We start from the raw sequence: 21,881 nt of genomic DNA on the forward strand, positions 1-21,881 counted from the left end.
ACACGATGACAGATTCAGCGGCCCGCCAAGAGGCCGGCGTTCCAAATGCAGAGCAAGTGGCGCAATACCTGCGTGACAACCCTGATTTTTTTGTTGGACAGAGCGACCTGCTGCGCGACCTGACTTTACCCCACGATAGCGGGCGGGCCATTTCGTTGGTTGAGCGCCAGGTTCATCTTTTTCGCGAGCAGCGAGACACTCTGCGTCATGAGCTGGTTGAATTAGTGGGCATCGCGCGCCAGAATGACCAGCTGTTCCAGAAGAGCAAACGCTTGCTGATGCAGATTATCGAAGCCAAAAATCTGAACGACATGGCGGCGGTGATTGACGACAGTATCCGCGGTGACTTTGGTCTGGACGCGGTCAGTATAATTCTATTTACCGATGGCCCCCTACCGCAGGCGGCTCAAGGCGCCCTGCATGTGGTGTCGCCGGCGGAAGCGCACAAACGGCTGGGTAATTTGCTGGATGGCGGTCGCGCAGTGTGCGGCCAGTTCCGCGAAAGCGAGCGCGCTTTTTTGTTCCCTGATCGCGACGAGCCGGTTGCCTCGGTGGCTCTGGTGCCACTGCGCAACCATGAACTTGTCGGTGTGTTTGCCATTGGCAGCTGTGTACCGGGTTATTTTGACCAGAGCATGGGTTCGCTGTTTTTAAGTTATATCAGCGACACTTTAAGCCGGTTACTACCGCCAATGGTACAGCGCCACTTGGTAGCATTGCCGCTAACCGACATTGCCGAGTCTCGTTGACCGATGCTCTGGGCCGGTGACAAACCTCGACACACTGGCCTGTTTCAGGGTGTTGACGGCTTCATTCGCCACCTGGCCTCTGAAAAACGCCTGTCACCGCTCACCTGCGAGCATTATCAGCGAGATCTGCTGCGCCTGCAGCGCTGGCTTCAAGAGTGCTATTTAAAGCACTCGCTTAATCAATCTCAAGACGACTCTCAAAAACACTCTCAAGAGCACTCGGAAGCCAGCTGGCAAAACCTCAGCAGTCACGACATCCGCCGTTACGTTGCACACTTGAGCCGTGCGGGCCTGAACGGCCGCAGCATAGCCCGCCACCTTTCAGCCATACGCCGTTTTTACCATTACTTGTTGCGTGAAGGTCTGGCAGAAAATAGCCCGGCGGAAGGTATTAGAGCGCCAAAAAGCGGGCGGCGGTTACCTGTCGTTGCCGATGTAGACCAGCTAACGCACCTGTTGGATGCCCAGGCGGACGATCCGTTGGAATTGCGGGATGTGTGCATTTTTGAATTACTGTATTCTTCCGGTTTACGGTTGGCAGAAGTCGCCGCTTTGGATTTGGCCACGGTAGACCTGGCAGCCGCTCAGGTAAAAGTGACTGGTAAGGCCAATAAGCAGCGCGTTTTGCCCGTTGGGCGACCTGCCCTGGCGGCGCTTCAGGCTTGGTTAGCGGTGCGGCCAGGGCTTGCGGGTGCCGGGCAGCAGGCATTATTTGTCAGCCGCCGCGGCGACCGCCTTAGCCACCGAAGTATTCAGGTGCGACTGGCGCGGTGGGGCGTGGTAAAAGGCGCCGATCAGAAACTGCACCCGCACATGCTGAGGCACTCATTTGCCAGCCACTTGTTGGAATCCAGTGGCGATCTGCGGGCGGTTCAGGAGTTGTTGGGCCATGCGGACATTGCGACCACTCAGGTCTATACTCACCTAGACTTTCAACACCTTGCCAGTGTGTATGACCAAAGTCATCCAAGAGCAAAACGGCGACGAATCAATCATGAATAAGCCGATCAGCACACGGCCTTGTGACGCGCAGGAGGTCCCATGAGCGCAGAGTTGTCTTGGAAAGACCAATATCTACGGGAGTTGGATGCGGCCGAACACCGTGAGCAACAGTGGCAACAGCACCGCATGTTGCTTGAGCGAATGCTGGTGCGGACCAGCTTGGGTCTGAAGGGGCAGTCTGGCGAGCTTGACCAGCTATTAGATAGCGTTCGTGACCAAGTACGTAGTCCCTCTATTGACGTTGAGCGCTGGGAGGCGTTGCAAACAAAGATTGATTGCCAAATGGTGCTTCTGGAACAAGCGGAATTTGCTTCACAAGGTTCTGATGCTTGCCCTACCGCAGATTCTATGGACTTGGGCCAGGACGGCGAGCGCCTGCGTATTGCACGCCGTGTTGGCCAGTTAGTGGAACAAATCGTCAGCGAGATACCGATAAGTGCAGAAGCGGAAAAAAAAGCCCGCGCTCTGCAGCAGATTCTGCTTTATAGCGAAGATTGGAGCGCGTTGCGTAAAGGTCTGCGCGATGTGGCTGAATTGGTGATGATGGCTATTAAGCAATGCCGCGCCCAGTTTGACGAATTTATTCAACAGCTTGACCATCGCCTGGCCGTGCTGCGCCAGAGCTTTGTAGCGCATACGTCCGCACAAAGTGGCCGGCTGAGTGCATCAGAGGCGTTGGGCCGGGATTTGCAGGGCGGGATAACGCGCCTGAGCCAGCACATTCAAAGCAGTAACAACCTCGATCAGCTGAAACATTCTGTGGCTGCTCATCTGGACGACATAGCCCAGTCAGTCGTCCACTTTCGCGAGCGCGAAAGTGAACGTGAAAAAACCCTGGCGACTCAGCTGGAAACCATGCAGCAGAAAATCGTCACCATGGAAACCGAGTCTGAGCTGATGCGCGAACAGGTTCTTAAAGAGCGCCGGCGCGCCAATACCGATATGCTCACCCAGCTACCCAACCGTGACTCCTGGCACGACCGCCTGCAACTCGAGGTCGAGCGGTGGCAGCGTTATAAAGGTGAAATGACAATTGCCATTGTCGATATCGACCTCTTCAAGCGCATTAACGATTCTTACGGCCATAAAGCGGGCGACAGGGTGCTGCAACTGCTGGCGCGGGAGTTGAAAAAAGGACTGCGGTCGACAGATTTTATCGCCCGTATTGGCGGTGAGGAATTTGTGGTGTTGCTACCGGAAACCACAGGTATCCAGGCCAAACAAGTCATTGACGGCTTACGCGCCAATGTCGCAAAGTTGCCGTTCCACTTTAGTAATCAGCCGGTTACCATTACCTTTTCGGCAGGGATTGCGAGCATCAGAAGTGGCGATGACGAAGACACCCTTTTCGAACGCGCCGACCGCACGCTTTATATAGCCAAGAATGCCGGCCGCAACCAGGTTAAGATCAGCACGGACTAAACGGGCCAAGTCCGCTGTTATTTCGTTCAGCTCAACCAAACCTTTGAGGAACCTCAGTGAAGGCTGCGCATGTTCTAATTTTGTGCTGGCTGTTAAGCGGGCTTCATACTCAGCTGCGCGCCGAGCCGGCGAACATGCTGGGTGCTCCGGTTGTAGTCGGAGCCCCGGCTGCCAGCGCCAGCCCGTTTAACGACCCTCAGCTTGCCGCTCAGCCGCCCCTGGGCCTGGCGCCGGAAAGCGCCGACCGGCTTTGGTTGGCCGAACACGAGCGGGTGACCGTGTCGGTTAAGGCGGAGCAGGTGCCGCTGGCGTTTAATACCGGGAGCGGTTCCCTGGCTGGCATCTATATCGATTACCTGGCCAAGCTGTCGATAAAATTGGGCGTGCCGGTAGAGCCACGGCCGCCGGGTAGTGACGTGGATGCCTCACTGGTGACCCGTTTCAGCGATGCGCCGCCAGCCACCGATTTTGTGTATACCCAGCCTTTGATGTCGTTAACTTACGGCTTGTTCGCCCGCGCCGGTGACGGCATTATTCGCAACCTGGCAGACTTGGAAAACAGCCGGGTGGCGGTGATTAGCAACGATGTGAATCAATACCCGCTGCTTGATCCCGTGGAGAACTTTGAACCAGTTATGGTGGCCGACGTTGCCGATGCGGTGAACGTGGTGCTGTCAGGGCAGGCGGTTGGGTTTTTGGGGCCGGTGCCGGTTGTATCGGATTATCTGCAATCGGCGCGCGTGAATGGCATTAGCCTGGCTGTACTGCCCGACCAGAAAACCATTGATGTTGTGTTGCGGCTACCTGCGAGCGAAGCCGAATCGCCCCTGTTGCGACTGCTCAACGACGCCATAGCCCGCATCGACCGCAACGAGCACCGCCAAGTGCTGGAAGCCTGGCTGACCACGGAAGTGCCGCCCCAGGAAAAACCCGGCAACGACCTGTCAGCGCGGGATTTGGCCTGGCTCAAGAGCAACGCCAATTTGGTTGTGGCCTACCGCACAGATTGGCCGCCATTCGAGTTTCAGCAGGATGGAAAGCCCGCGGGCCTAGTACCGGATTTGATGTCGCGGCTGGAAGCCAAGCTGGGCGTGCGCTTTCAGAACACCGCGCCGGTTGACCGGTTGCAGGCTGAAGAACAGCTCAAAACCGGCGAAGTGGATATTTTGCCGGGCATTTCACGCACTCCCCGCACAGAACAGGATTTTCTGTTTACCCGGCCCTACCTGACCGTACCTATTGCTCTGGCGATCCGCGACGACGGCCGTTTCATCGGCGATTTGCGTGAACTACGCCAGGAAAAAGTGGGGGTGGTGAATCGCCATGCCGCTCACGATTACCTGTTGATCAATCATCCGAATCTGAATATCTATCCGGTGACCAGCGTGGAAGAAGGCTTGCTGGCGCTGTCGAACGGCGATCTGGACGTAATGGTAACGCACATTCCGGCGGTCAGTTACACCGTGACCCGCCTGGGATTAACCAACCTGCGCATTACCAGCGTGACGCCCTATGAGTATGAATTGCGATTGGCGGTGCGCAAAAACAATCCAGATTTGCAACGCATCCTCAACAAAGCGTTGAGCAGCATGGAAAGCGTGGAAACCGAATCCATTTATAACCGCTGGATTCACCTGGATATAGAACAGGCGACCGATTACACCGTGGTGCGCCGGGTGATTCTGCTGGCGGTGGTGGTGGTGCTGATATTCTTGTACTGGAATCGCAAACTGTCGCGGGAAGTGGACGAGCGAATCCGCTCGGAAAACGCGCTGCGGCGCAGTGAAGATGAACTGCGGGCGGCTAAGCTTGAGGCCGAGCGGTTGGCGCGGGAAGCGGAAGCCGCTAGTCTGACAAAAAGTGAGTTTCTGGCCAACATGTCCCACGAGATTCGGACCCCGATGAACGCGGTGATCGGCTACAGCGATTTGTTGAGCAATACGGTAACAGACCCACAGCAGCGTAATTATCTGGACGCCATTCGCGCCGGTAGCCGCGCATTGCTGATGCTGATTAACGACATTCTGGACTTGTCACGAATTGAAGCGGGCAAAATGCGGCTGGATTATGCGCCGGTGTCTATACGCAGGATGCTCGGCGATGTGTTGCACATTTTCGACCTGCGTGCCCGCGACCAAGGCGTTACCCTGGAGGTCAGCGTGGGTAAGAAGATGCCGGCAGCGCTGATGCTGGACGAAACACGCCTGCGCCAGGTGCTTTTCAACCTGGCGGGTAACGCTATAAAATTTACCCACGAGGGTGGGGTGACGGTACGCGCCAAGGCCAGCCCCTTACCAAAGCAGAGCTATCCGCCGGGCACCAAACCCGGAGAACCCGAGCACCCGCGCTACCGGCTGGAAATTACTGTCACTGACACCGGAATCGGTATTGCGACTGACCAGCAAGAGCGAATTTTTGATGCCTTCGAGCAGCAGGAAGGCCAGAACTCGCGGCGCTACGGCGGCACTGGCCTGGGGTTGGCCATCAGCCGTAAACTGGCGCTAATGATGGGCGGAGAACTGACCCTGAAAAGCACCCTGGACGAAGGTTCAGTGTTCAAGCTGATTCTTCCTGACGTGGCCTCAACCGGCGAAGAAGTCGAGGAAGAAGGCAAGCCGGAAGAAGGTGAGCGCCTACTGGCGCAGACTTTGAGTATGCAGGAGCGGGGTTGGTTGCGGCAGCAGTTGGCGGAAGATTTTGGTGACGAGTGGGAAAGCGTGCGCAAAAGCGGTGATCCGGAGAAAATGCGCGATTTCGCCGAACGCCTGGTGGCCTGGGGCCAGCGCTACCGTTCGCACTCGGTATCCAGCTATAGCGAAAAGCTGTTGGCAGACGTGTTGGCATTCAACCTTGATGCGGTGAATAGTTCATTAGAGTCGTTCCCGCGTCTGCTGGGCCAGGATTAAGGGCAGGGTAACTCGTCATTCTGATTCGATAGCAGAGGTAGCAGCATATGTTCCAGCTCATGTTTAAAGGCGAGTGTGTTGCAGACACTGACCCTGCTGCAGCTCGCAGTAATGCGCGGCAATTATTTAAGGCCAATGATACCCAGCTTGACCGCATGTTCAGCGGCAAGCCGGTGGTTATTCGCAACCAGCTCGACCAGGCCGAGGCCGAAAAATACCGCGCCTTACTGCAAAAGCACGGCATGCGGTCTTACGTTCAGGCTATGGTACCTGTGCAAGCCGGCGCGCAAGCGCAACCAGCGCGTTCAAACCTTGCACCGCAGTCCGCCGCTGCTCCCCAGCCACCGCAGCGCAACGCCCGTAGCCCCTTCGCGATAACTCAGGCGAGCGCCAGTGGCCTACCTATCGCTGGCGAGCGCACCGATGCGGTGCTGGCGGGGTCCGCGTTGACTCTGGACCCACCGGGCGTAACCCTAGCTGAGTCCGTGCCGGTAGAGGTCCCGAGTTTTGATCATCTTGATGCCTGGACCCTGGCACCGGCCGGCAGCGATATCGGCAGCAAAGACGAATTGCCACCGCCGATCGTGCCCGATACGTCGCACTTGGCCGTAGAGCCGCTGCCGTCTGGTGACGATAACCAGCGCTGAAATCGCTATCGGCTAGCGGCTTCACAGCAGCGGCGCGGCCAGGCGTATGGCACGGCAGGTAATTCGAAACGCCAGGGAACGGTCGCGATAATCGCGCTCGTCCATCAAGTGGGACTGTTTGAAGTCCTCGGTCAGCATCGCGTCCACTTCTTCTACAAACGTGCCTGATGTGTTGATTGCGGTAATTTCAAAATTCAGGCGCATTGAGCGGTTGTCCAGGTTTGCCGTGCCGACAGCGGTGTAGCGGTCGTCCACCAGAATCACTTTTTGATGCATGAACCCGGGCTGATAGCGATAAATCTGAATGCCGGCCTGGCAGGCCTGTACCAGATAGGAATAGGCCGCTAGGCCAATGATGCGGCTGTCGGATTTTTCCGGAATCAAAATTCTGACGTCTATCCCTCTCAGCGCCGCCAGCTGCAACGCGTTCATCACCTGAACATCGGGCACAAAATAGGGTGATGCAATCCACACCCGCTCGCGGGCGTTGTTGATGCAGTTGAGAAAAAACAGAGTACAGCTTTCCCAGCTGTCGGCGGGTCCGGTGGGCAGAATCAGAATTCGCTCGTCACCCGGGGTTTTGTGATGGGGTGCCCAGTTCAGCTCTGGAAAGGTGTCGCTGGCCCAGTTCCAGTCTTCTAGCCAGGCCAGTTGTAGCCCGGTTACCGCGGGGCCTTCAATACGGCAGTGGGTGTCGCGCCAGGGTTCTTGGTCCATAGCTGCGCCCAGATACTCGTCTGCCAGATTGATACCGCCAACAAAGCCTACTTTGCCATCACACACCAAAATTTTGCGGTGATTGCGAAAATTCATTTGAAAGCGCCAGCGGCGTACGTTGCCATCGCCAAAGGCGGCGGTGTGGGCGCCCGCTTGCGTCAGCTCCCTGATGTATTTGCGAGGCAAGCCAAAGCTGCCGATATTGTCGTGCAAAAACCACACTTCCACCCCTTCTGCCAGCTTGCGTTCCAGAATGGACTTTATGCGCTGCCCAACACGGTCAGAACGCACAATGTAGAACTCCAGCAGGATGTAGTGCTGGGCGTTTTCCATGCAGTCAAACAGGGCGTCGAAAGTCGCTTCGCCGTCGCGCAATAAAGTGCTGTAATTGCCTTCGGTAAACGGCTGGCGAGCCAGCTTGCTGAGTACCTGAAGTTCGTCGCTGAAATGTTCGTGCGCTGGTGAGCATAACGAGGTTTCTTGCTGTTCAAACCGGTTCAGCAGATTGGTCAGCGCCTCGTCGCCCATGCGTCGCGCTTTAATGTACCCACCAAAGCGCGAACGCCCAATAAGCAAAAACAATGGCAGGGTAATCCACGGCAGTGCCAGCAAGGCGATAACCCAGGCTAAAGCCCCCTGTGCCGTGCGATAAGTCATCAGAATCCGGTAGATGCACACCAGAGATGCCAGATACACCAGAGTAACAATAACGGCAATCAGTGAGAATTCGGGCATCTGGATTCCTGTATCAGTGTGCACCGCAAGCGCAGCGTTGTAATGGGCCAAGATAGCATGGCGCCTGTCATCAACCACATTTGTGGTTCTGCGTAGACAGTGCAGCCGATCTAAGAAGTGCAGGATCTTTGTCGATGCGGCTGTTCCAGTGCTAATCTAACGGCCAAAAGCGCCGTAAGGAAATCTCTGATGACTGTTGAACTCAACGCCCGCCAAGCCGGACCGGATGAATCCGGGCGCTTGCCATTAATCGTATTGCACGGGTTGTTCGGTTCGCTGGACAACTTGGGCGGAATAATCCGTCGTTTGGAAGACCGTTGGCAGATTCACGCCCTGGATCAGCGCAATCACGGCCAGTCGCCCCACACCGACACCATGGACTATCCATCCATGGCGGCGGACGTACTGGCCTATATGGATAAGCAGGGCCTTGAACGGGCTTGCGTGCTGGGCCATTCCATGGGTGGCAAAGTGGCGATGCAGTTGGCATTACTGGCGCCAGATCGAGTTGACCGGGTGATTGTTGCCGATATTTCGCCGGTGGCTTACAAACCGCGCCACGATGCCATTCTTGAAGGGCTTAAAGCCATGGACTTGAGCGCGGTAAGCTCGCGCACCGAGGCGGACCGACAGATGGCAAACTTTGTGGACGACGCCGGCGTTCGCCAATTTTTGCTGAAAAACCTGGAACGGATTCCGAAGGATCAAGCGATTGAAGGCGGGCCGGTTTTTCGCTGGTTGCTGAACCTGGCGACAATCGAGCGTTGCTATTCGCAGCTCTCCGATGCTCCGCAAGGTGAAGGCCCGTTTGAAGGGCCGGTGCTGTTTATTAAAGGCGCCGATTCGGCGTATCTGCAAAGCAAGCACAAAGACATCATTTTGCAGCTGTTTCCCAACGCCAGCGTAAAGGTGATTGAGGGCACAGGCCATTGGCTTCACGCCGAAAAACCGGACACCTTTGCCACCTTGTGTGTGGACTTTCTTGCCGCCGACGATTGAGTCAATATAAGGCTAAGCGTGATGTCTTGAATCAAGGGACACGCTGCCTTATCTGATACACTCGAAATGTGCAGAGTTCACTATTATCTCTGCCAAACGATGACTGACCCCTTTGCCGGAGCACCCCATGGAAGACACCGTTAACACCAGCATGCGAAAAGTAGTTTACGAAGAGTTTGGTGACCGTGATGTTTTGCAGCTTGTTGATGCTCCAGTGCCTGAGCCTCAGGCGGGCCAGGTGCTGATCAAGGTCCACGGCGCCGGGCTTAACCCGATTGACTGGAAAACCCGCAAAGGCTTGGGTTTTGTGGCCAAGCAGCTGAGTGAACAAGAGCTGCTGCCATGGACACCGGGTTACGATCTGGCCGGTGAAGTTGTAAGCGTCGGCGATAGTGTGACCACTTTGGCACCGGGGGACCGGGTGATGGGGTTGGTAGGTTTCGCCCTGACGGGCGGCGGCTACGCCAGCTATGTGCTGGCCCAGGCGGATGAATTGGCCATTGTGCCGGAAAATCTGGATTTGGTGACTGCCGGGGCGTTGCCGTTGGCGGCGCTGACTGCCTGGCAGGCGTTATTCGAGGTGGCTGACCTGCAGGCCGGTCAAAAAATTCTGATTCACGCCGGTGCCGGAGGCGTCGGGCACTTAGCGGTGCAATTTGCCCTGACCCAAGGCGCCCACGTTATTGCGACCGCCTCAAAGGCTAATCACGATTTTCTTGACGGTCTGGGTGTGCACGAAATCATCGATTACACGACCACCGACGCGGCTCAGGAATGTTTTGGCCTGGATGTGGTGTTGGATCTGGTAGGCAGCGACGCCGGCCGGCGCTCGTTAAACTGTCTGGGTGAAAAAGGTGTGTTGGTAACGGTGCCCACTGTGACTGCAGATGTGATTATTTGTGCCGCCGAAGCCATGGGCCTGAGAGCCCACGGCATGACGGTGCGCCCGGATGTGTTTCATCTTGAGGAAATCGCCGAGCTGATTGAAGATGGCGATGTCACCGTTCATATCGAAAAGGTGTTTTCACTGGCAGAGGTAGCGGCCGCCCATGAGTTGCTCGAAGGCGGCCACGTTCGCGGCAAGCTGGTACTGGACTGCCGCGACTGATTGGTTATTTTGCGCCGTTAACTTCGGCGTTATCACGGTCTTTGCGTTCCTTGCGCTCTTTCGGTGCGCGGGCCGGAACCAGGCTGATCAGCGTGGAATCTTCATCGGGCTTGAGTTTGTCCATGGATTTCACCGGCGTAATGCGGCCTTTGCCATCAAACATAAACAGTACCAGGGCCTGGCTCTGGTGCTTGTCCAAAAATTTTTGATAGCTGAATTCATCGCTTAGCTCGGTGGTTTTTACCGAGTAGCCTTGGCTTGCCAAGCTGGCCAGCTTGGCGTAGCTGACGCCGTTGAAAAGGCCGCGTGTCTGTTGGATTTTTTCGGCTGTTTGATGACGCGCTTTCTGGTCCTGATCGCCTTCTGCCAGGCTGTACACGCTGTTGTCACCAAACCAGTCCAGAAAGTGATAGGTGGCCAGGGAATTCATGTGTTTGTAGGGTGAAATGACCAGCAGGTTGCCGACTCCGGTCAAATCCAGCTGATTAGAGGCGTGCTCAGACACCGGGTTACCAAAGTACACCTGCAGATTTTCCATTCGCGCCTGGCGCACGTTCTCCCAGTTGGTGTCCGCAAGAACCACCGGCACCTCGTGTTTCTTTAAAGCGAGGCCAATCATTCGCGCCACCGGGTTAGCCCCCAGAATCAGAAATCCGAACTCCGCCGGCTCCGTTACATTCAGCAGGTTTGCCAGCGGCCGAGCGGTCAGGCTCTGAATGGTTACGGTGGCAATAATTAACATGAAAACCAACGGTACCAGAGCGCCCGCGCCTTCATAGCCCACTTTTTGCAGTTGGAAGGCGAACAGTGCAGACACCGCCGCGGCAACAATGCCCCGCGGTGCTATCCAGCTTAAGAACAGTTTTTCGCGCCAGTTCAGACTGGTACCAATAGCCGATAGAAAAATGCTCAGAGGCCGCGCTATCAGCATCAATATGGCCAATACCCAAGCCAGGCCCCAGCCCAAATCGGCGATGGCAGAAAATTCGATGCGCGCCGCCAGAATGATAAACAGCGCGGAAATCAGCAGTACGCTTAGGGATTCCTTGAACTCCAGAATACTGTCGACCGGCACCTGCTTCATGTTGGCCATCCACAAACCCATGATGGTTACCGTCAGCAGGCCGGATTCATGGGCCAGTTCGTTAGACAGCGCATACACGCCCAGCATGAAGGTCAGCGTGCCGGCATTGTGAAGGTATTGGGGTATCCAGTGTTTACGCAACACCTGACCGTTCAGGTAGCCCGCTGCGGCGCCAATCAAGGCACCTACTGCAATGGTTTTGGCGAAAATATACAGGGAGTGACCAAACACGTTGCCCTGGCCCCAGGACACAATGCCTTCGAACACCAGTACTGCCAGCAGGGCGCCAATGGGGTCAATAATAATGCCTTCCCATTGAAGAATGTTGGCCAGTTTTGAACTTGGCCTTACCGAACGCAGCAGAGGGGCTATCACCGTGGGGCCGGTGACAATGGATATGGCTCCAAACAGCAGAGCGATTTCCCAGGAAATGCCCAGAATATAGTGCGCCGACAAGGCGCCGATGGTGCCGGTAACAATCGCGCCAATTGGGAGCAAATTGCGAACCATTTTGCCGTGGCCACGAATTTCGGCAAAGCGCAGCGTCAGGCTACCTTCAAACAAGATAATGGCCACAGCCAGTGACACCATCGGAAAGAGTAGGTCGCCAAACACATCTTCGGGGTTCAAGTAGCCCAGCACCGGGCCCGACGCAATACCGCCGGCCAGTAAAAACAGTATGGCCGGCATGCGTACGCGCCAGGCCAGCCATTGGCAAAACAGTGATAGCACACCGATAGAAGCGAGCAGCAAAACAGTGCTTACGGGCATAGAAATCGGTTCCGTGAATTAGGGTTGGGCGCGTTGTGCAATTTTGTTAAGTAGCCGCGAGGCCGCAAAAAACCCGAAGCTAGCAGTCACCGGGCTGGCGGCGCCAAAGCCGGTGGCGCAATCCAGCCGAACCGGGCCTGCGTTAACCGGTTTTTGTAGGCAGGTTGTACCGTCGGCGGCGGGATACGTCAGCTGTTCCAGCGAATATACGGCTTCAATGCCGAAACGCCGCTGCGGATTGCGGGAAAAACCGTACTGTCGGCGCAGCAAGTTACGCACTTTGGCCAGTAGCGGGTCCTGGGTCGTTTTGCTTAAATCGGCCACGCGAATCTGGGTTGGGTCCATCTGCCCTCCGGCGCCCCCTGCACATACAATCGGCAACTTGTTGCGCTGGCAGTAAGCTAATAAAGCGGCTTTTGGCTTCACACTGTCTATCGCATCGATTACACCGGTGATGTCGGCGGTTATCCGTTGCGGGATGTTATCGATAGTAATAAACGCAAACTGGGTGCGGACATCTGCGGCAGGATTGATGGCCCGCAAACGCTCGGCCATGGCATCGGTTTTGGTTTTACCGTATTGGCCATTGAGCGCGTGCAGCTGGCGGTTGGTGTTGGATACACAGATATCGTCCATATCAATCAGCGTTAGCGTGCCTATACCGCTGCGAGCCAAAGCTTCTGCCGCCCAAGACCCCACACCGCCAAGGCCGACAATGGCAATGTGGGCCTTGCGAAAGGCCTCAAGCGCACTACGTCCATACAGGCGCTCAATGCCGCCAAAGCGGAAGGCGTAATCGTCGGCGTTCATAATCTCTCCAATGGGCTCGTGCCTGCTATTGTAACCCAGCGCTGGCAGATACAAAAAAGCTGAAATAATGAAGCAATGGCGCGGAATGTTGACCCTTTGAGTTTCGGTAGGCGTAACGTTTATTACGTAAAGCACGGCTTAGCTCTGCATGGCAACGAACCGCCGTGCACAATTCTTTTAAACTGACCTTGGTGAACACTATGCGGATTTTGATTGCGGGTGTGTCTGGCGCCATTGGCGCAGCACTGGCCGAAAAACTCGGGGCTCGAGCCGATGTTGAAATTATTGGCATTTGTCGTCAGCCGGAAAAAGCGCCAGCGTTTCTGCGCGAGTCACATCAGGTACTGGCCTGGGATGCAGAAAAACCCGAGGCCCTGGGTCAAGTTGCCGCGGAACTGGCCGCTATCGTGCCAAAAGCAGAAGGGCTGGATATGATCATCTACGCTGCGGGCATATTACACGGAGCGAATATGAAGCCAGAGAAGCGGCTAGAAGATTTGCAGGCCAGTTCTCTGGCGCGCGCTATGGCGGTAAACGCCAGTGGTTTCGGGTTGCTGGTGCAGGCGTTATTGCCTTGGCTACGGCACAAACGCGCAAAGCGCATTGTGGCGATTTCCGCCAAGGTAGGGGGCATCGGCGACAACCGCTTGGGGGGCTGGTATGCCTATCGTAGCTCCAAAGCAGCACTAAATATGCTGGTAAAAACGCTGTCTGTGGAATTGCCCAGGCGCATGTCGCCGGTGGCTTGTATTGCGTTGCATCCGGGCACAACTCGTTCGGCATTGAGTGAGCCGTTTTCGCAATCGCTGGCTAACCTGGAGGTTCACGATGCCTTAGAAACCGCGGCCAACCTGTTGGCAGTGATTGACCAGATTGACGAATCGGCGAATGGCAGCTTTTTATCGTGGGACGGCAGCACACTGCCTTGGTAAAAACAGTGTGCTGATAGTGATTTTCTTGGTTAATCCATAAACTTGCTCAGCTCATGAACGGATTGAGCAGCCGGGTAAAGGTACCCGTTAGTTTCAGCGGTGCACTAAGCACCGACAACGTAATGCAATCTTCGTGGCCAACAGCGACCGGGCGGTGATTGTCATTCTGGTCAAGCACTGCAAAATCCCACTGATTAAAAATACCGTTTTGGTCAGAGAATGCACCCTGCAAAACAATGGTGGTCTCGGTTCCACGGTGGGTGTGGGCAAGCGCTTTGCCTCCAGAGGACAATTTTTGCAATACCACCCTCTCTGTCTGCCCGGGGAAACGATCTGTTACGTCAAGCATGCTGACATCGCCCAGTTGGCGCTTCCAGGGCAGATCGTTGATATCGCAACCCAGCAATTTCTTTACAAGGTCTTGGCGTTTCTGAGGGGCACTTACAGGCGCTGTATCGCTGTCAATACGCGCAAGAATTGCGTCGAAGGTCGAGGCAGCCGGTTCGGAACTTTCAGTACGGGGTTGTTGTTCCAACATCACTGCACCCAAGCTTTCCAGGGTGTCTACCCGGCTGCGGCAAAGCGCACACTTTTCAAGGTGCAGCCGTATACAAAAGGCGTGAGGGTCAGACAATGTACCCGCGCTGAATTCCATCAGGCTTGTACTTTCGGGGTGATGCCGTGTCATTGGTTTTGATCCTGCAAAATCACTTTCAGTTTGTTGAGCGCTAGACGAACTCGGCTTTTTACTGTTCCCAGGGGTATTTGCAGTTCGTCAGCTACCATCTGATGAGACTTGCTTTCCATATACACTTTGGCAATAACAGTCGTTTGTTCTTCCGGTAACAGGCTGAGAGATTCACGTACTCGACGCTCCGACATTAAACGATGCAGCGACGTAACGGGCTCGTTTTCGTTATCACCGGGAATTTGCCACAGATCTTCGGTTTCTACCGAAATTTCGGCGCTAATGCGTTTCATTTTGCGCAGCATATCAATACGCTGATTTCTCGCAATGGTAAAAATCCAAGTCGATGCCGCTGCTTTGCGCCAGTCATAAAGACATGAACGCCTCCAGATCGACACAAACACTTCTTGCACCAATTCCTCAGCGTGATTCGCCATGCCATTTGCCATAGCGTAGTACTTAATCTGCGGGCCAAAGTGTTCGAACAGCTGATGGTAAGCCTGTCGGTCTTGGTTTTTTCCTACTTTTATTAGCAGGTTGCTCCAAGGGTCGTTACGCCCTTCGGATTTAACCGGCTTCTGCTCCAGTGTCGTCACCGGACGCTCCTTGACTGTTGCATGATTTGAGCTTTGTATTGTCATCATTCTATGCACTCGCCCCAGATTTGTCAGTCATTGATTTACGCCCAGTTGATGCGCCCAGATCACCATTCGCCGTGGTTTACCCCTTAGAACCCGGAGAAATCGTTGGTTATGGTCGGCGGTGACGGCTGCAGTTTCGAGCTATTTCACCACCCAAGCCCGCTCCAACGTCAGCTCTTCTGGGTCAAACTGATACACGCTGATGCCGCCGGTCGATTGATGCCCCATCACCAGGGTGCCCGATTCGGGTGAGGTGGCGATGGCGGTGTTGCGGTCGTACTGACTGCCGTAGGTGACCAATTTGGGTGACTCGCCGAGATCAAGATACTTCACGGGCCAGGGGCTGCCGGTTTTGAACAGGGCGGTGAAGTGGCTGTTGTTGCCGAAACGAAGGTAGTATTCGCTGTTGTGGATGAAGGCGACGGCGATGGTGAAGTTGTTGAGGCCGGGGGGTGCATCGATGAGCCCACTGTCATCCCAGTTTCGGAGGTCGCCCGTTTCAAAAGGCGAGTTGTCAAGGTAGACACCGCCGTAGTATGACGCTGACCGGTGTCGGGCTGCTGGCCGGCCTGTGTTCCAGAATAGCCCGATTCCAGCTTCGTCCGCACTGACGACCCACTGCCCATCTGGGCTAATGGTGGCGTGAGTTTTAGAAGAATTGCCATCCAGTTTGGCAGTTGGCTGTCCGGTTTCGAGGTTCCATAAAGCAACGCTGTACAGGTGCTGGTAGTCCGCACCCTGATCCAGAACTTCTTGTAGCGACCGATAATAAGGTGGTTCAAATCCTTTGGGCTCCCCACTTCCTGCAGAAACTATCCATTGCTCAGACTCGTCCATCGAGAGATTGAAGAGCTTGTGATAGCCAAGAAAAGCCCTGCGATCGGTTGCTTTCAGAGTCTCTGTAGAACCGTCTTCTGTTCTCCGAAATATGCCCCAGCCAATGCCGGAGTAATAATAGGTGCTGAGATCGTGAGTCATGAGGTGACCATAGGTGGGCTTGTTTAGCTCAAAAGCTGTTTTAACCTCGCCGTTTACCGATTGAGCGGTTACCGTATTGTCGAGATCCTGCCAGAGGAAAATGGGCTGGCGTTTGATGAAATATGCGCTGTAGATATTGGCGTTGCGACTGATAATTTTTCGTCTATGCCCTTCCAAATCCCACAGAATCAGCTTCTGATCCTTGTGAGCAGTAATGGCGAATGTCCCGTTTGAGGAAATTGAGGCGCTCATGATCGGCCCGGAGGAATGATATGCTTGCCACAAGCCGTATCCTGCAGCCAACGTGAGTCCCAGCAGCAAAAGCGCCCGTAGATTGAATTTGCTCATCAGTAACGTCCAAACTTTGAATTTGCCAGCAATCGGTTCTTCATGATTTGTCGCTGATAGACTTCTTCGAACAACTCTTGAGTGGGAATCCGCATCCCAGAGTGGCTAAAAAGCCAACGACTTTGATCTACCACTAGCCAGGACTCATTCAATAACCTATCTTCGAGGAATTTATCTCGAAAGGGTCCGGCAGTCTCGCCTGTCACTTCCTCAAACCCCACATACCCCAACGCAGGCCGTGGCCGTTGTTCCGGTGCCCAGTTGTTCGCAGCAAGCTTTTTTAAACGCAGAACATAATCTTTCGCCATTTGCGGGCTTACGCTGGCGTTATGGTTCAATGGCGCGAGCAGGGTGTAGTCAGGCGGCCGCTCGCCGTTGCGCAGGCAATCTATACAGGGTTGCCATAAAGCGTTTGCTTCGGTAAGAATGTCTTTCTCAAGTCGCGCCCAGTTCTCTTCAATGTCGGTTTTTATTCTGTTAAAAGTCGCTTCAAGACCATCGAGTCCTTTAGGCGTTGGGACATAGGCTGCAGACGGTCTGTCGGGATGGTCAGGAGCCCTCAGTGGAAAATAATCCTCGTAGAGCTTTGTAATGGCAGGCTCGAAGCCGTTCTCCAGAAAGCCCGGAAAAGTCCACCATTTTTTATCGTAGGCTCCCTTAAAGTAGCCGGCTATGTCATCCACGGGGTTATCTGAGGTTGCGGCGGTCCATGCGATAGTGGCTATGGGATGCTTGAATGACAGCGCCTTTCGCCATAAAACCGCGTCGTCACTATTATCCGGCCCAAGAATGCCGTCGCTACCGGAATGCAGCACCACAATCTTGCGAGCTGCGCTATGGGCGGCAGGAAACACGCCCAGCCCCAAAGGATGCACGTCTCGGCTGCTGTCGTTGGTGAGGGCATTGTCGGCAACGGCGGGTTGCCAGAGAAACAGGTGGTCAACCAGATCGCGTTTTCCGATGATGCCCATAATGTTCAGGGCGGTGAGCGCTACCCGTGCACCAAGAGAGTGAGAGAGCAGGTTGATGGCAATGCCGGCATTTGCCAACTGCAACAATAGCGGAGCCAGGCGCCGCCCGGATGCCATGGCGTTCAGCTCCGCCTGCATGAAATCGGTGGAACCGGTATCCCCCGGCCAGGAAATGTTAATGATGCGGCTATAGGGCATCCAGTCTTCGCCGTCGAAGCCTGCGGCGCGGTTCAACTGGTACTCCATATGAACAGCCCAATTATGAGCGCCGCCACCATTCAGCTTTTCGTCTTCCAGCGACACGAAGCTATTCGCCGACAGTGCTGCCGTATCCTGCCAGACCGTGGCTTTATTGGGATGCCAGGTATTGGCTTTCGCGAATGACGGCGCATTACCGTGGTAGGCCTCCCGGCTGCCGTCGTACTTCAAGAATCGCCCCCATTCACCATGAGGAACGTTGTAACCGTGCATAAAGATAAGCGCGTTGTTGCCGTTTGCCCGAAAGTAATCCAGTTGGTCGTCCGTCAGCAAATCTTCAGATGGGGAGGCCTCTTCACGCAGATTAATAAATACCGGTGGCGGTAGGTGTATCGCTCTGGCTTTGCGCTCGCCCTGGATGACGGTTAGCTCTACGCCTTCGCTAAGGGTATGGCCCGGGGCGAAGCGAAGCTGCTCGCTTACAGTATCAAACCCGATCAAATGCTCGCCCTTCGGTTCCTCAGGCCCGTACCACTGTGCGTTGCCCGTAAGGAGTTTGGTGAAGCGAGCCTCTGCATTGTCTGGCGTATGTTCTGTGCCATTTTGCAGCGTGGCGGTGAATGATCTACCGCTCTCATCCTCGATTTTGCCGGCATCAATAAAAGCCCTTGGTCGCCCCAAGGTGTCAGAGCGGCTCAACAGTACGTTTGCGGTTTCGCGCTTGCAAACGGGCGCGCCGTGGGCGCCGAGAGGCGTTGTGCTGGGAGAGAAGGGCAGGTTGCCAGTGAGTGTCATTCAGGTTCCGTCCTGTGAATGCGTTAATGTTGCGAGTGCGTCCAGCGTGTCGGACCAGTAGGCTCTTTGCCTCGTTCTACTTACGGTCGCAAGTTCCGCTTCGCTCAGCGCGCGGGTAAAACCCTGTGCTATTAATAGACCGGCGCCTTCCACCAAACCCTGCTCACTCGACGCGCCGAGTGTTGTCAGTTGTTGGAACCAGCAGGAAACAGTTTGCGCCGCTAATTTATTGTTGTCCGCCAGGCCTTTCGCCAATAGATCGCGACGATACACTTCGACGAAGGCGAGATTCTCCTGGGTTACTTCAAGAGGCAGAGGGTTCTGCTCTTTCGCTTCGGTCGGATGTGCCGGGGAATGGTCTTTTTTCAGCGACCAGTTGGTGCCGGCATAGCAGCCGTGTATTGCGGTTAGCGGGCCGAGAACCCGCAGGCGTTGGTGGTGTGACAGTGAGGCACCAAGGCTGCCAAACGTTGCCGTGTCTGCGTAGCGAAAAAGGCTGTCGCCATAAGGGGTACGAACAGTGTTCAGGCTTATAAGATGATCGCGTATTTCTTCTAATGTCAGCAACGGGCCCTGCAGAGCCAGAGCTTTGGCCTCTGCCAGCCATTTATGCAGCCATTTTTCACTTTGGTTTGTGGTGGGCTTGATAATTAATGGCCCGTCAAACGCCTGTTCATGATATTGCGTATGAATATAAGGCAAGTCGTAGATGGGTGAGGCGTCGTGCTCAAACAGTAAGCGCAAAACATCTGGGTGCTTGGCCTGGTCAACGAGATACCAACAGGCACCTGCATTAATGGGGTCTGCGTGAGGGTAAAACGACGTGGTTGTTTGAGCCTCATGGCTCAAGGCTGTGGCGTCCTTCATGGCTGCTTTCATCTATCCTTAGATGGCCGAATCTGTGCCATATGTTAGCTCAAGTGGCAGTTTCGATCAGCTTAAACCCGGGAAACGTGTCAGGTTTCTAAAATGGATGCCTCAAAATGCGAAGGGGCGCCCAAATGGGCGCCCCTTGTCACTGCTGTTCACAGCTTTGCTACTTGCTGCTAACAAACTCCGGGTAGGCTTCCATGCCGCACTCGGCAATATCCACGCCCTCGTACTCTTCCTCTTCACTAACACGTAAGCCCATGACCGCCTTGATAATGCCCCAGGTTACCAAGCTAGCCATGAACACCCAGCCAAAAATGGTTGCAGCGCCTATGAGCTGGCCGCTGAAACTGGCACCATCGTTGGTCACCGGTACCAGCAGCAGACCTAGCAGACCACAAACTCCGTGGGCTGAAATGGCGCCGACCGGGTCATCAATGCGCAGCTTGTCCAGACCGATAATGCTAAACACTACCAGGATACCGCCAAGCGCGCCCCAAAGGGTTGCCTGTAAGGCCGTGGGTGTGGATGGCTCGGCGGTAATAACCACCAGGCCAGCGATAGCACCGTTCAACAGCATGGTCAGGTCGGCTTTGCCAAACAGTATGCGAGCGGTAATCAGGGCGGCAATGGCACCGCCCGCGGCAGCTGCGTTGGTGTTCAAAAACACCACGGCGACCGAGTTGGCGCTGGCGATATCGCCCAGTTTGAGTACAGAGCCGCCGTTGAAACCGAACCAGCCCATCCACAAAATGAGGGTGCCCAAAGCCGCCAGGGGCAGGTTGGCGCCGGGAATCGCGCGGATTTCTCCGTTCGAGCCGTACTTGCCTTTGCGGGCACCTAAAAGCAACACACCTGCCAGTGCCGCCGCGGCGCCTGCCAAATGCACAATGCCAGAGCCGGCAAAGTCACTGAAGCCCAAATCACCGAGGTTATAAAGACCGAACACGTCTTTGCTACCCCAGGTCCAAGAACCCTCCAGCGGATAAATCACGCTGGTCATCACCACCGCAAAAGCCAGGAAAGCCCAAAGTTTCATTCGCTCGGCAACTGCGCCGGAGACAATGGACATGGCTGTTGCCACAAACACCACCTGGAAGAAAAAATCTGCGGCTGTGGAGTAAATGGCCGCGCCCTCGAAACCGTCTTCGCGGCCGGCGAAATCGGTCAAAACCGAAGCTGTATCGGTTTGGCCAATGCCCGAAAGCAAGATTGCGCCGTCGTACATGATGGCGTAGCCGCACACCATGTACATGGTGCAGGCGACGGCGTACAAGGCGATGTTTTTGGTCAGGATTTCGGTGGTGTTCTTGGCGCGTACCAGACCGGATTCGAGCATGGCAAACCCGGCGGCCATCCACATCACCAAGGCACCGCACATCAGAAAATAAAAGGTATCAATTGCGTACTGTAACTGAAAGACATTGCTGTCCATAAAAGACCCTCCGCACAAGGCTCTATTAAATGAAAAAGTTTTTTGCGTTGGTAGCTAAAGCATCAGAACGGATTCAGACCGCTTCCTCGCCCGTTTCGCCGGTACGAATCCGGATGGCCTGCTGTAACTCGGTCACAAAGATTTTGCCATCACCAATTTTTCCGGTGTTGGCGGCCTTGGTTATGGACTCGATTACCTGATCCATCAGATCATCGCCAATGGCGACCTCTACTTTTACTTTGGGCAAGAAATCCACCACGTATTCGGCGCCACGATACAGTTCGGTATGGCCCTTCTGGCGTCCGAAGCCTTTAACTTCGGTAACGGTGACACCTTGAACACCAATCTCGGACAAGGCTTCACGCACGTCGTCCAATTTGAATGGTTTGATGATTGCTGTAATCAGTTTCATTGATTTCTCCTTGGTAAAACTGTGCCAACCGGCAGCGCCATAAGGCTGCTGATTGGGACCGGGATGCGGCCAGCCCGCACGACAATTGTGCGGATTGTGTACGGGGCTTTAGCATCGGATGTGCCAACGCAAAAAAAATATTTTAAAAACAAATGGATAGAATTAAATCAGTGGTTTCAGGCTGGTTTTTCCTGCACCAAAATGGCGCGTTTTGAGCGCCATGGAATCATAATAGCGCGTTCCACTACACTCTTTGCATCCTTATTACTCTGTGGATTCGCTTCCGCCGTCACAGTATGGCAGGGCCGGCGGTGTGATACACTGCCGAGCAGCGATTCCACGGTGGATAGGATCTTTGAAGCCGCTGCCGCAAAGCGTGTTTCTGCGTGTTTACACAGATAAGGGGTGTTCATGAAAGGTCCACAGGACATTTTTTCCCAACTGCAGGGTCAGTTTGGTCAATTCGTACCGGATATGGCTCGTGCTGCCAAAGACGACTTTGAAGCACAGGCGCGGGCCAGTGTGGCTTCGGTGCTGTCGCGTCTTGAGTTGGTTACTCGCGAAGAGTTTGACGCCCAGCAAGCGGTATTGTTGAAAACCCGCGCCATGGTGGAAGCCCTGGAAGCCCGCGTAACTGAACTGGAGCAGTCAACCAAAGGCTGA

The 21,881-nt window shown here is 55.0% G+C and carries 20 protein-coding genes; 9 read left to right on the forward strand and 11 right to left on the reverse strand.

Going from position 1 to position 21,881, the window contains the following annotated elements:
• Positions 1 to 5: 5 nt before the first annotated feature.
• The 5 genes from MIH19_RS02900 to MIH19_RS02920 are packed head-to-tail and all read left to right on the forward strand — an operon-like array spanning position 6 to position 6,726.
• Positions 6 to 749 carry a DUF484 family protein gene (locus tag MIH19_RS02900; protein WP_249007481.1) on the forward strand — a complete coding sequence of 248 codons (744 nt, stop codon included), beginning with the start codon at positions 6 to 8 and terminating at the stop codon, positions 747 to 749.
• A 3-nt stretch (positions 750 to 752) separates the two neighbouring features.
• Positions 753 to 1,751 (forward strand): tyrosine recombinase XerC, encoded by a 999-nt coding sequence (xerC, locus tag MIH19_RS02905; RefSeq protein WP_249007482.1) that lies wholly within the window; start codon positions 753 to 755, stop codon positions 1,749 to 1,751.
• Positions 1,752 to 1,790: 39 nt separating this feature from the next.
• Positions 1,791 to 3,173, forward strand: a complete 1,383-nt coding sequence (locus tag MIH19_RS02910) for a GGDEF domain-containing protein (RefSeq protein ID WP_249007483.1) — start codon at positions 1,791 to 1,793, stop codon at positions 3,171 to 3,173.
• A 56-nt stretch (positions 3,174 to 3,229) separates the two neighbouring features.
• Positions 3,230 to 6,079 (forward strand): transporter substrate-binding domain-containing protein, encoded by a 2,850-nt coding sequence (locus MIH19_RS02915; RefSeq protein ID WP_249007484.1) that lies wholly within the window; start codon positions 3,230 to 3,232, stop codon positions 6,077 to 6,079.
• A gap of 47 nt (positions 6,080 to 6,126) precedes the next feature.
• On the forward strand, positions 6,127 to 6,726 hold the full coding sequence (locus tag MIH19_RS02920; protein WP_249007485.1) for a hypothetical protein: 600 nt from the start codon (positions 6,127 to 6,129) through the stop codon (positions 6,724 to 6,726).
• A 21-nt stretch (positions 6,727 to 6,747) separates the two neighbouring features.
• On the opposite strand, the gene cls is transcribed toward MIH19_RS02920, so the two are convergent.
• Positions 6,748 to 8,178 carry a cardiolipin synthase gene (gene cls / locus MIH19_RS02925; protein ID WP_249007486.1) on the reverse strand — a complete coding sequence of 477 codons (1,431 nt, stop codon included), beginning with the start codon at positions 8,176 to 8,178 and terminating at the stop codon, positions 6,748 to 6,750.
• Between the two features lie 189 nt (positions 8,179 to 8,367).
• Between cls and MIH19_RS02930 the strand changes: the two genes are divergently transcribed.
• Together MIH19_RS02930 and MIH19_RS02935 are read left to right on the forward strand one after the other, a co-directional pair.
• On the forward strand, positions 8,368 to 9,177 hold the full coding sequence (locus MIH19_RS02930) for an alpha/beta fold hydrolase (RefSeq protein WP_249007487.1): 810 nt from the start codon (positions 8,368 to 8,370) through the stop codon (positions 9,175 to 9,177).
• A gap of 127 nt (positions 9,178 to 9,304) precedes the next feature.
• Entirely contained in the window at positions 9,305 to 10,285 is a 981-nt protein-coding gene (locus tag MIH19_RS02935; RefSeq protein ID WP_249007488.1) for an NADP-dependent oxidoreductase, read from the forward strand.
• 4 nt (positions 10,286 to 10,289) lie between these two features.
• On the opposite strand, the gene MIH19_RS02940 is transcribed toward MIH19_RS02935, so the two are convergent.
• Positions 10,290 to 12,140 carry a sodium:proton antiporter gene (locus MIH19_RS02940; RefSeq protein ID WP_249007489.1) on the reverse strand — a complete coding sequence of 617 codons (1,851 nt, stop codon included), beginning with the start codon at positions 12,138 to 12,140 and terminating at the stop codon, positions 10,290 to 10,292.
• An 18-nt stretch (positions 12,141 to 12,158) separates the two neighbouring features.
• Positions 12,159 to 12,950, reverse strand: a complete 792-nt coding sequence (gene tcdA / locus MIH19_RS02945; RefSeq protein WP_249007490.1) for a tRNA cyclic N6-threonylcarbamoyladenosine(37) synthase TcdA — start codon at positions 12,948 to 12,950, stop codon at positions 12,159 to 12,161.
• A 200-nt stretch (positions 12,951 to 13,150) separates the two neighbouring features.
• Between tcdA and MIH19_RS02950 the strand changes: the two genes are divergently transcribed.
• On the forward strand, positions 13,151 to 13,882 hold the full coding sequence (locus tag MIH19_RS02950) for an SDR family oxidoreductase (RefSeq protein ID WP_249008933.1): 732 nt from the start codon (positions 13,151 to 13,153) through the stop codon (positions 13,880 to 13,882).
• A gap of 46 nt (positions 13,883 to 13,928) precedes the next feature.
• On the opposite strand, the gene MIH19_RS02955 is transcribed toward MIH19_RS02950, so the two are convergent.
• The 8 genes from MIH19_RS02955 to MIH19_RS02990 all read right to left on the reverse strand — a co-directional run bounded on the left by MIH19_RS02955 (position 13,929) and on the right by MIH19_RS02990 (position 21,631).
• Positions 13,929 to 14,570, reverse strand: coding sequence for a ChrR family anti-sigma-E factor (locus tag MIH19_RS02955; RefSeq protein ID WP_249007491.1), 642 nt, complete (start codon positions 14,568 to 14,570; stop codon positions 13,929 to 13,931).
• A complete protein-coding gene (locus MIH19_RS02960; RefSeq protein ID WP_249007492.1) occupies positions 14,567 to 15,166 on the reverse strand; it encodes a sigma-70 family RNA polymerase sigma factor in 600 nt (199 codons plus the stop codon). The genes MIH19_RS02955 and MIH19_RS02960 overlap by 4 nt, the downstream gene beginning before the upstream one ends.
• Before the next feature lie 186 nt (positions 15,167 to 15,352).
• Entirely contained in the window at positions 15,353 to 16,537 is a 1,185-nt protein-coding gene (locus MIH19_RS02965) for a WD40 repeat domain-containing protein (RefSeq protein WP_249018587.1), read from the reverse strand.
• Positions 16,537 to 18,501, reverse strand: a complete 1,965-nt coding sequence (locus MIH19_RS02970) for an alpha/beta hydrolase (protein ID WP_249007494.1) — start codon at positions 18,499 to 18,501, stop codon at positions 16,537 to 16,539. Before MIH19_RS02970 ends, MIH19_RS02965 begins: the two co-directional genes overlap by 1 nt.
• Positions 18,502 to 19,368 (reverse strand): DUF4123 domain-containing protein, encoded by an 867-nt coding sequence (locus tag MIH19_RS02975; protein ID WP_249018580.1) that lies wholly within the window; start codon positions 19,366 to 19,368, stop codon positions 18,502 to 18,504.
• A 169-nt stretch (positions 19,369 to 19,537) separates the two neighbouring features.
• On the reverse strand, positions 19,538 to 20,806 hold the full coding sequence (locus tag MIH19_RS02980) for an ammonium transporter (RefSeq protein WP_249007495.1): 1,269 nt from the start codon (positions 20,804 to 20,806) through the stop codon (positions 19,538 to 19,540).
• Between the two features lie 73 nt (positions 20,807 to 20,879).
• Positions 20,880 to 21,218, reverse strand: coding sequence for a P-II family nitrogen regulator (gene glnK, locus MIH19_RS02985; RefSeq protein WP_007350272.1), 339 nt, complete (start codon positions 21,216 to 21,218; stop codon positions 20,880 to 20,882).
• 176 nt (positions 21,219 to 21,394) lie between these two features.
• A complete protein-coding gene (locus tag MIH19_RS02990; protein ID WP_249007496.1) occupies positions 21,395 to 21,631 on the reverse strand; it encodes a hypothetical protein in 237 nt (78 codons plus the stop codon).
• Between MIH19_RS02990 and MIH19_RS02995 the strand changes: the two genes are divergently transcribed.
• Entirely contained in the window at positions 21,630 to 21,881 is a 252-nt protein-coding gene (locus MIH19_RS02995; RefSeq protein ID WP_018402590.1) for an accessory factor UbiK family protein, read from the forward strand. The genes MIH19_RS02990 and MIH19_RS02995 overlap by 2 nt on opposite strands.

The sequence above is a fragment of the Marinobacter sp. M1C genome (genome assembly GCF_023314135.1).
In the GTDB taxonomy this organism is placed as follows: Bacteria; Pseudomonadota; Gammaproteobacteria; order Pseudomonadales; family Oleiphilaceae; genus Marinobacter.

Bases quoted from the DNA above. Each gene is read 5' to 3' on its own strand.
- MIH19_RS02965 (WP_249018587.1), bottom strand. From the start codon at position 16,537: ATGAGCAAATTCAATCTACGGGCGCTTTTGCTGCTGGGACTCACGTTG.
- MIH19_RS02900 (WP_249007481.1), top strand. From the start codon at position 6: ATGACAGATTCAGCGGCCCGCCAAGAGGCCGGCGTTCCAAATGCAGAG.
- MIH19_RS02995 (WP_018402590.1), top strand. From the start codon at position 21,630: ATGAAAGGTCCACAGGACATTTTTTCCCAACTGCAGGGTCAGTTTGGT.
- MIH19_RS02935 (WP_249007488.1), top strand. From the start codon at position 9,305: ATGGAAGACACCGTTAACACCAGCATGCGAAAAGTAGTTTACGAAGAG.
- glnK (WP_007350272.1), bottom strand. From the start codon at position 21,218: ATGAAACTGATTACAGCAATCATCAAACCATTCAAATTGGACGACGTG.
- MIH19_RS02955 (WP_249007491.1), bottom strand. From the start codon at position 14,570: ATGACACGGCATCACCCCGAAAGTACAAGCCTGATGGAATTCAGCGCG.
- xerC (WP_249007482.1), top strand. From the start codon at position 753: ATGCTCTGGGCCGGTGACAAACCTCGACACACTGGCCTGTTTCAGGGT.
- MIH19_RS02950 (WP_249008933.1), top strand. From the start codon at position 13,151: ATGCGGATTTTGATTGCGGGTGTGTCTGGCGCCATTGGCGCAGCACTG.
- MIH19_RS02930 (WP_249007487.1), top strand. From the start codon at position 8,368: ATGACTGTTGAACTCAACGCCCGCCAAGCCGGACCGGATGAATCCGGG.
- MIH19_RS02975 (WP_249018580.1), bottom strand. From the start codon at position 19,368: ATGAAGGACGCCACAGCCTTGAGCCATGAGGCTCAAACAACCACGTCG.
- MIH19_RS02920 (WP_249007485.1), top strand. From the start codon at position 6,127: ATGTTCCAGCTCATGTTTAAAGGCGAGTGTGTTGCAGACACTGACCCT.
- MIH19_RS02910 (WP_249007483.1), top strand. From the start codon at position 1,791: ATGAGCGCAGAGTTGTCTTGGAAAGACCAATATCTACGGGAGTTGGAT.
- tcdA (WP_249007490.1), bottom strand. From the start codon at position 12,950: ATGAACGCCGACGATTACGCCTTCCGCTTTGGCGGCATTGAGCGCCTG.
- MIH19_RS02940 (WP_249007489.1), bottom strand. From the start codon at position 12,140: ATGCCCGTAAGCACTGTTTTGCTGCTCGCTTCTATCGGTGTGCTATCA.
- MIH19_RS02990 (WP_249007496.1), bottom strand. From the start codon at position 21,631: ATGAACACCCCTTATCTGTGTAAACACGCAGAAACACGCTTTGCGGCA.
- MIH19_RS02970 (WP_249007494.1), bottom strand. From the start codon at position 18,501: ATGACACTCACTGGCAACCTGCCCTTCTCTCCCAGCACAACGCCTCTC.
- cls (WP_249007486.1), bottom strand. From the start codon at position 8,178: ATGCCCGAATTCTCACTGATTGCCGTTATTGTTACTCTGGTGTATCTG.
- MIH19_RS02980 (WP_249007495.1), bottom strand. From the start codon at position 20,806: ATGGACAGCAATGTCTTTCAGTTACAGTACGCAATTGATACCTTTTAT.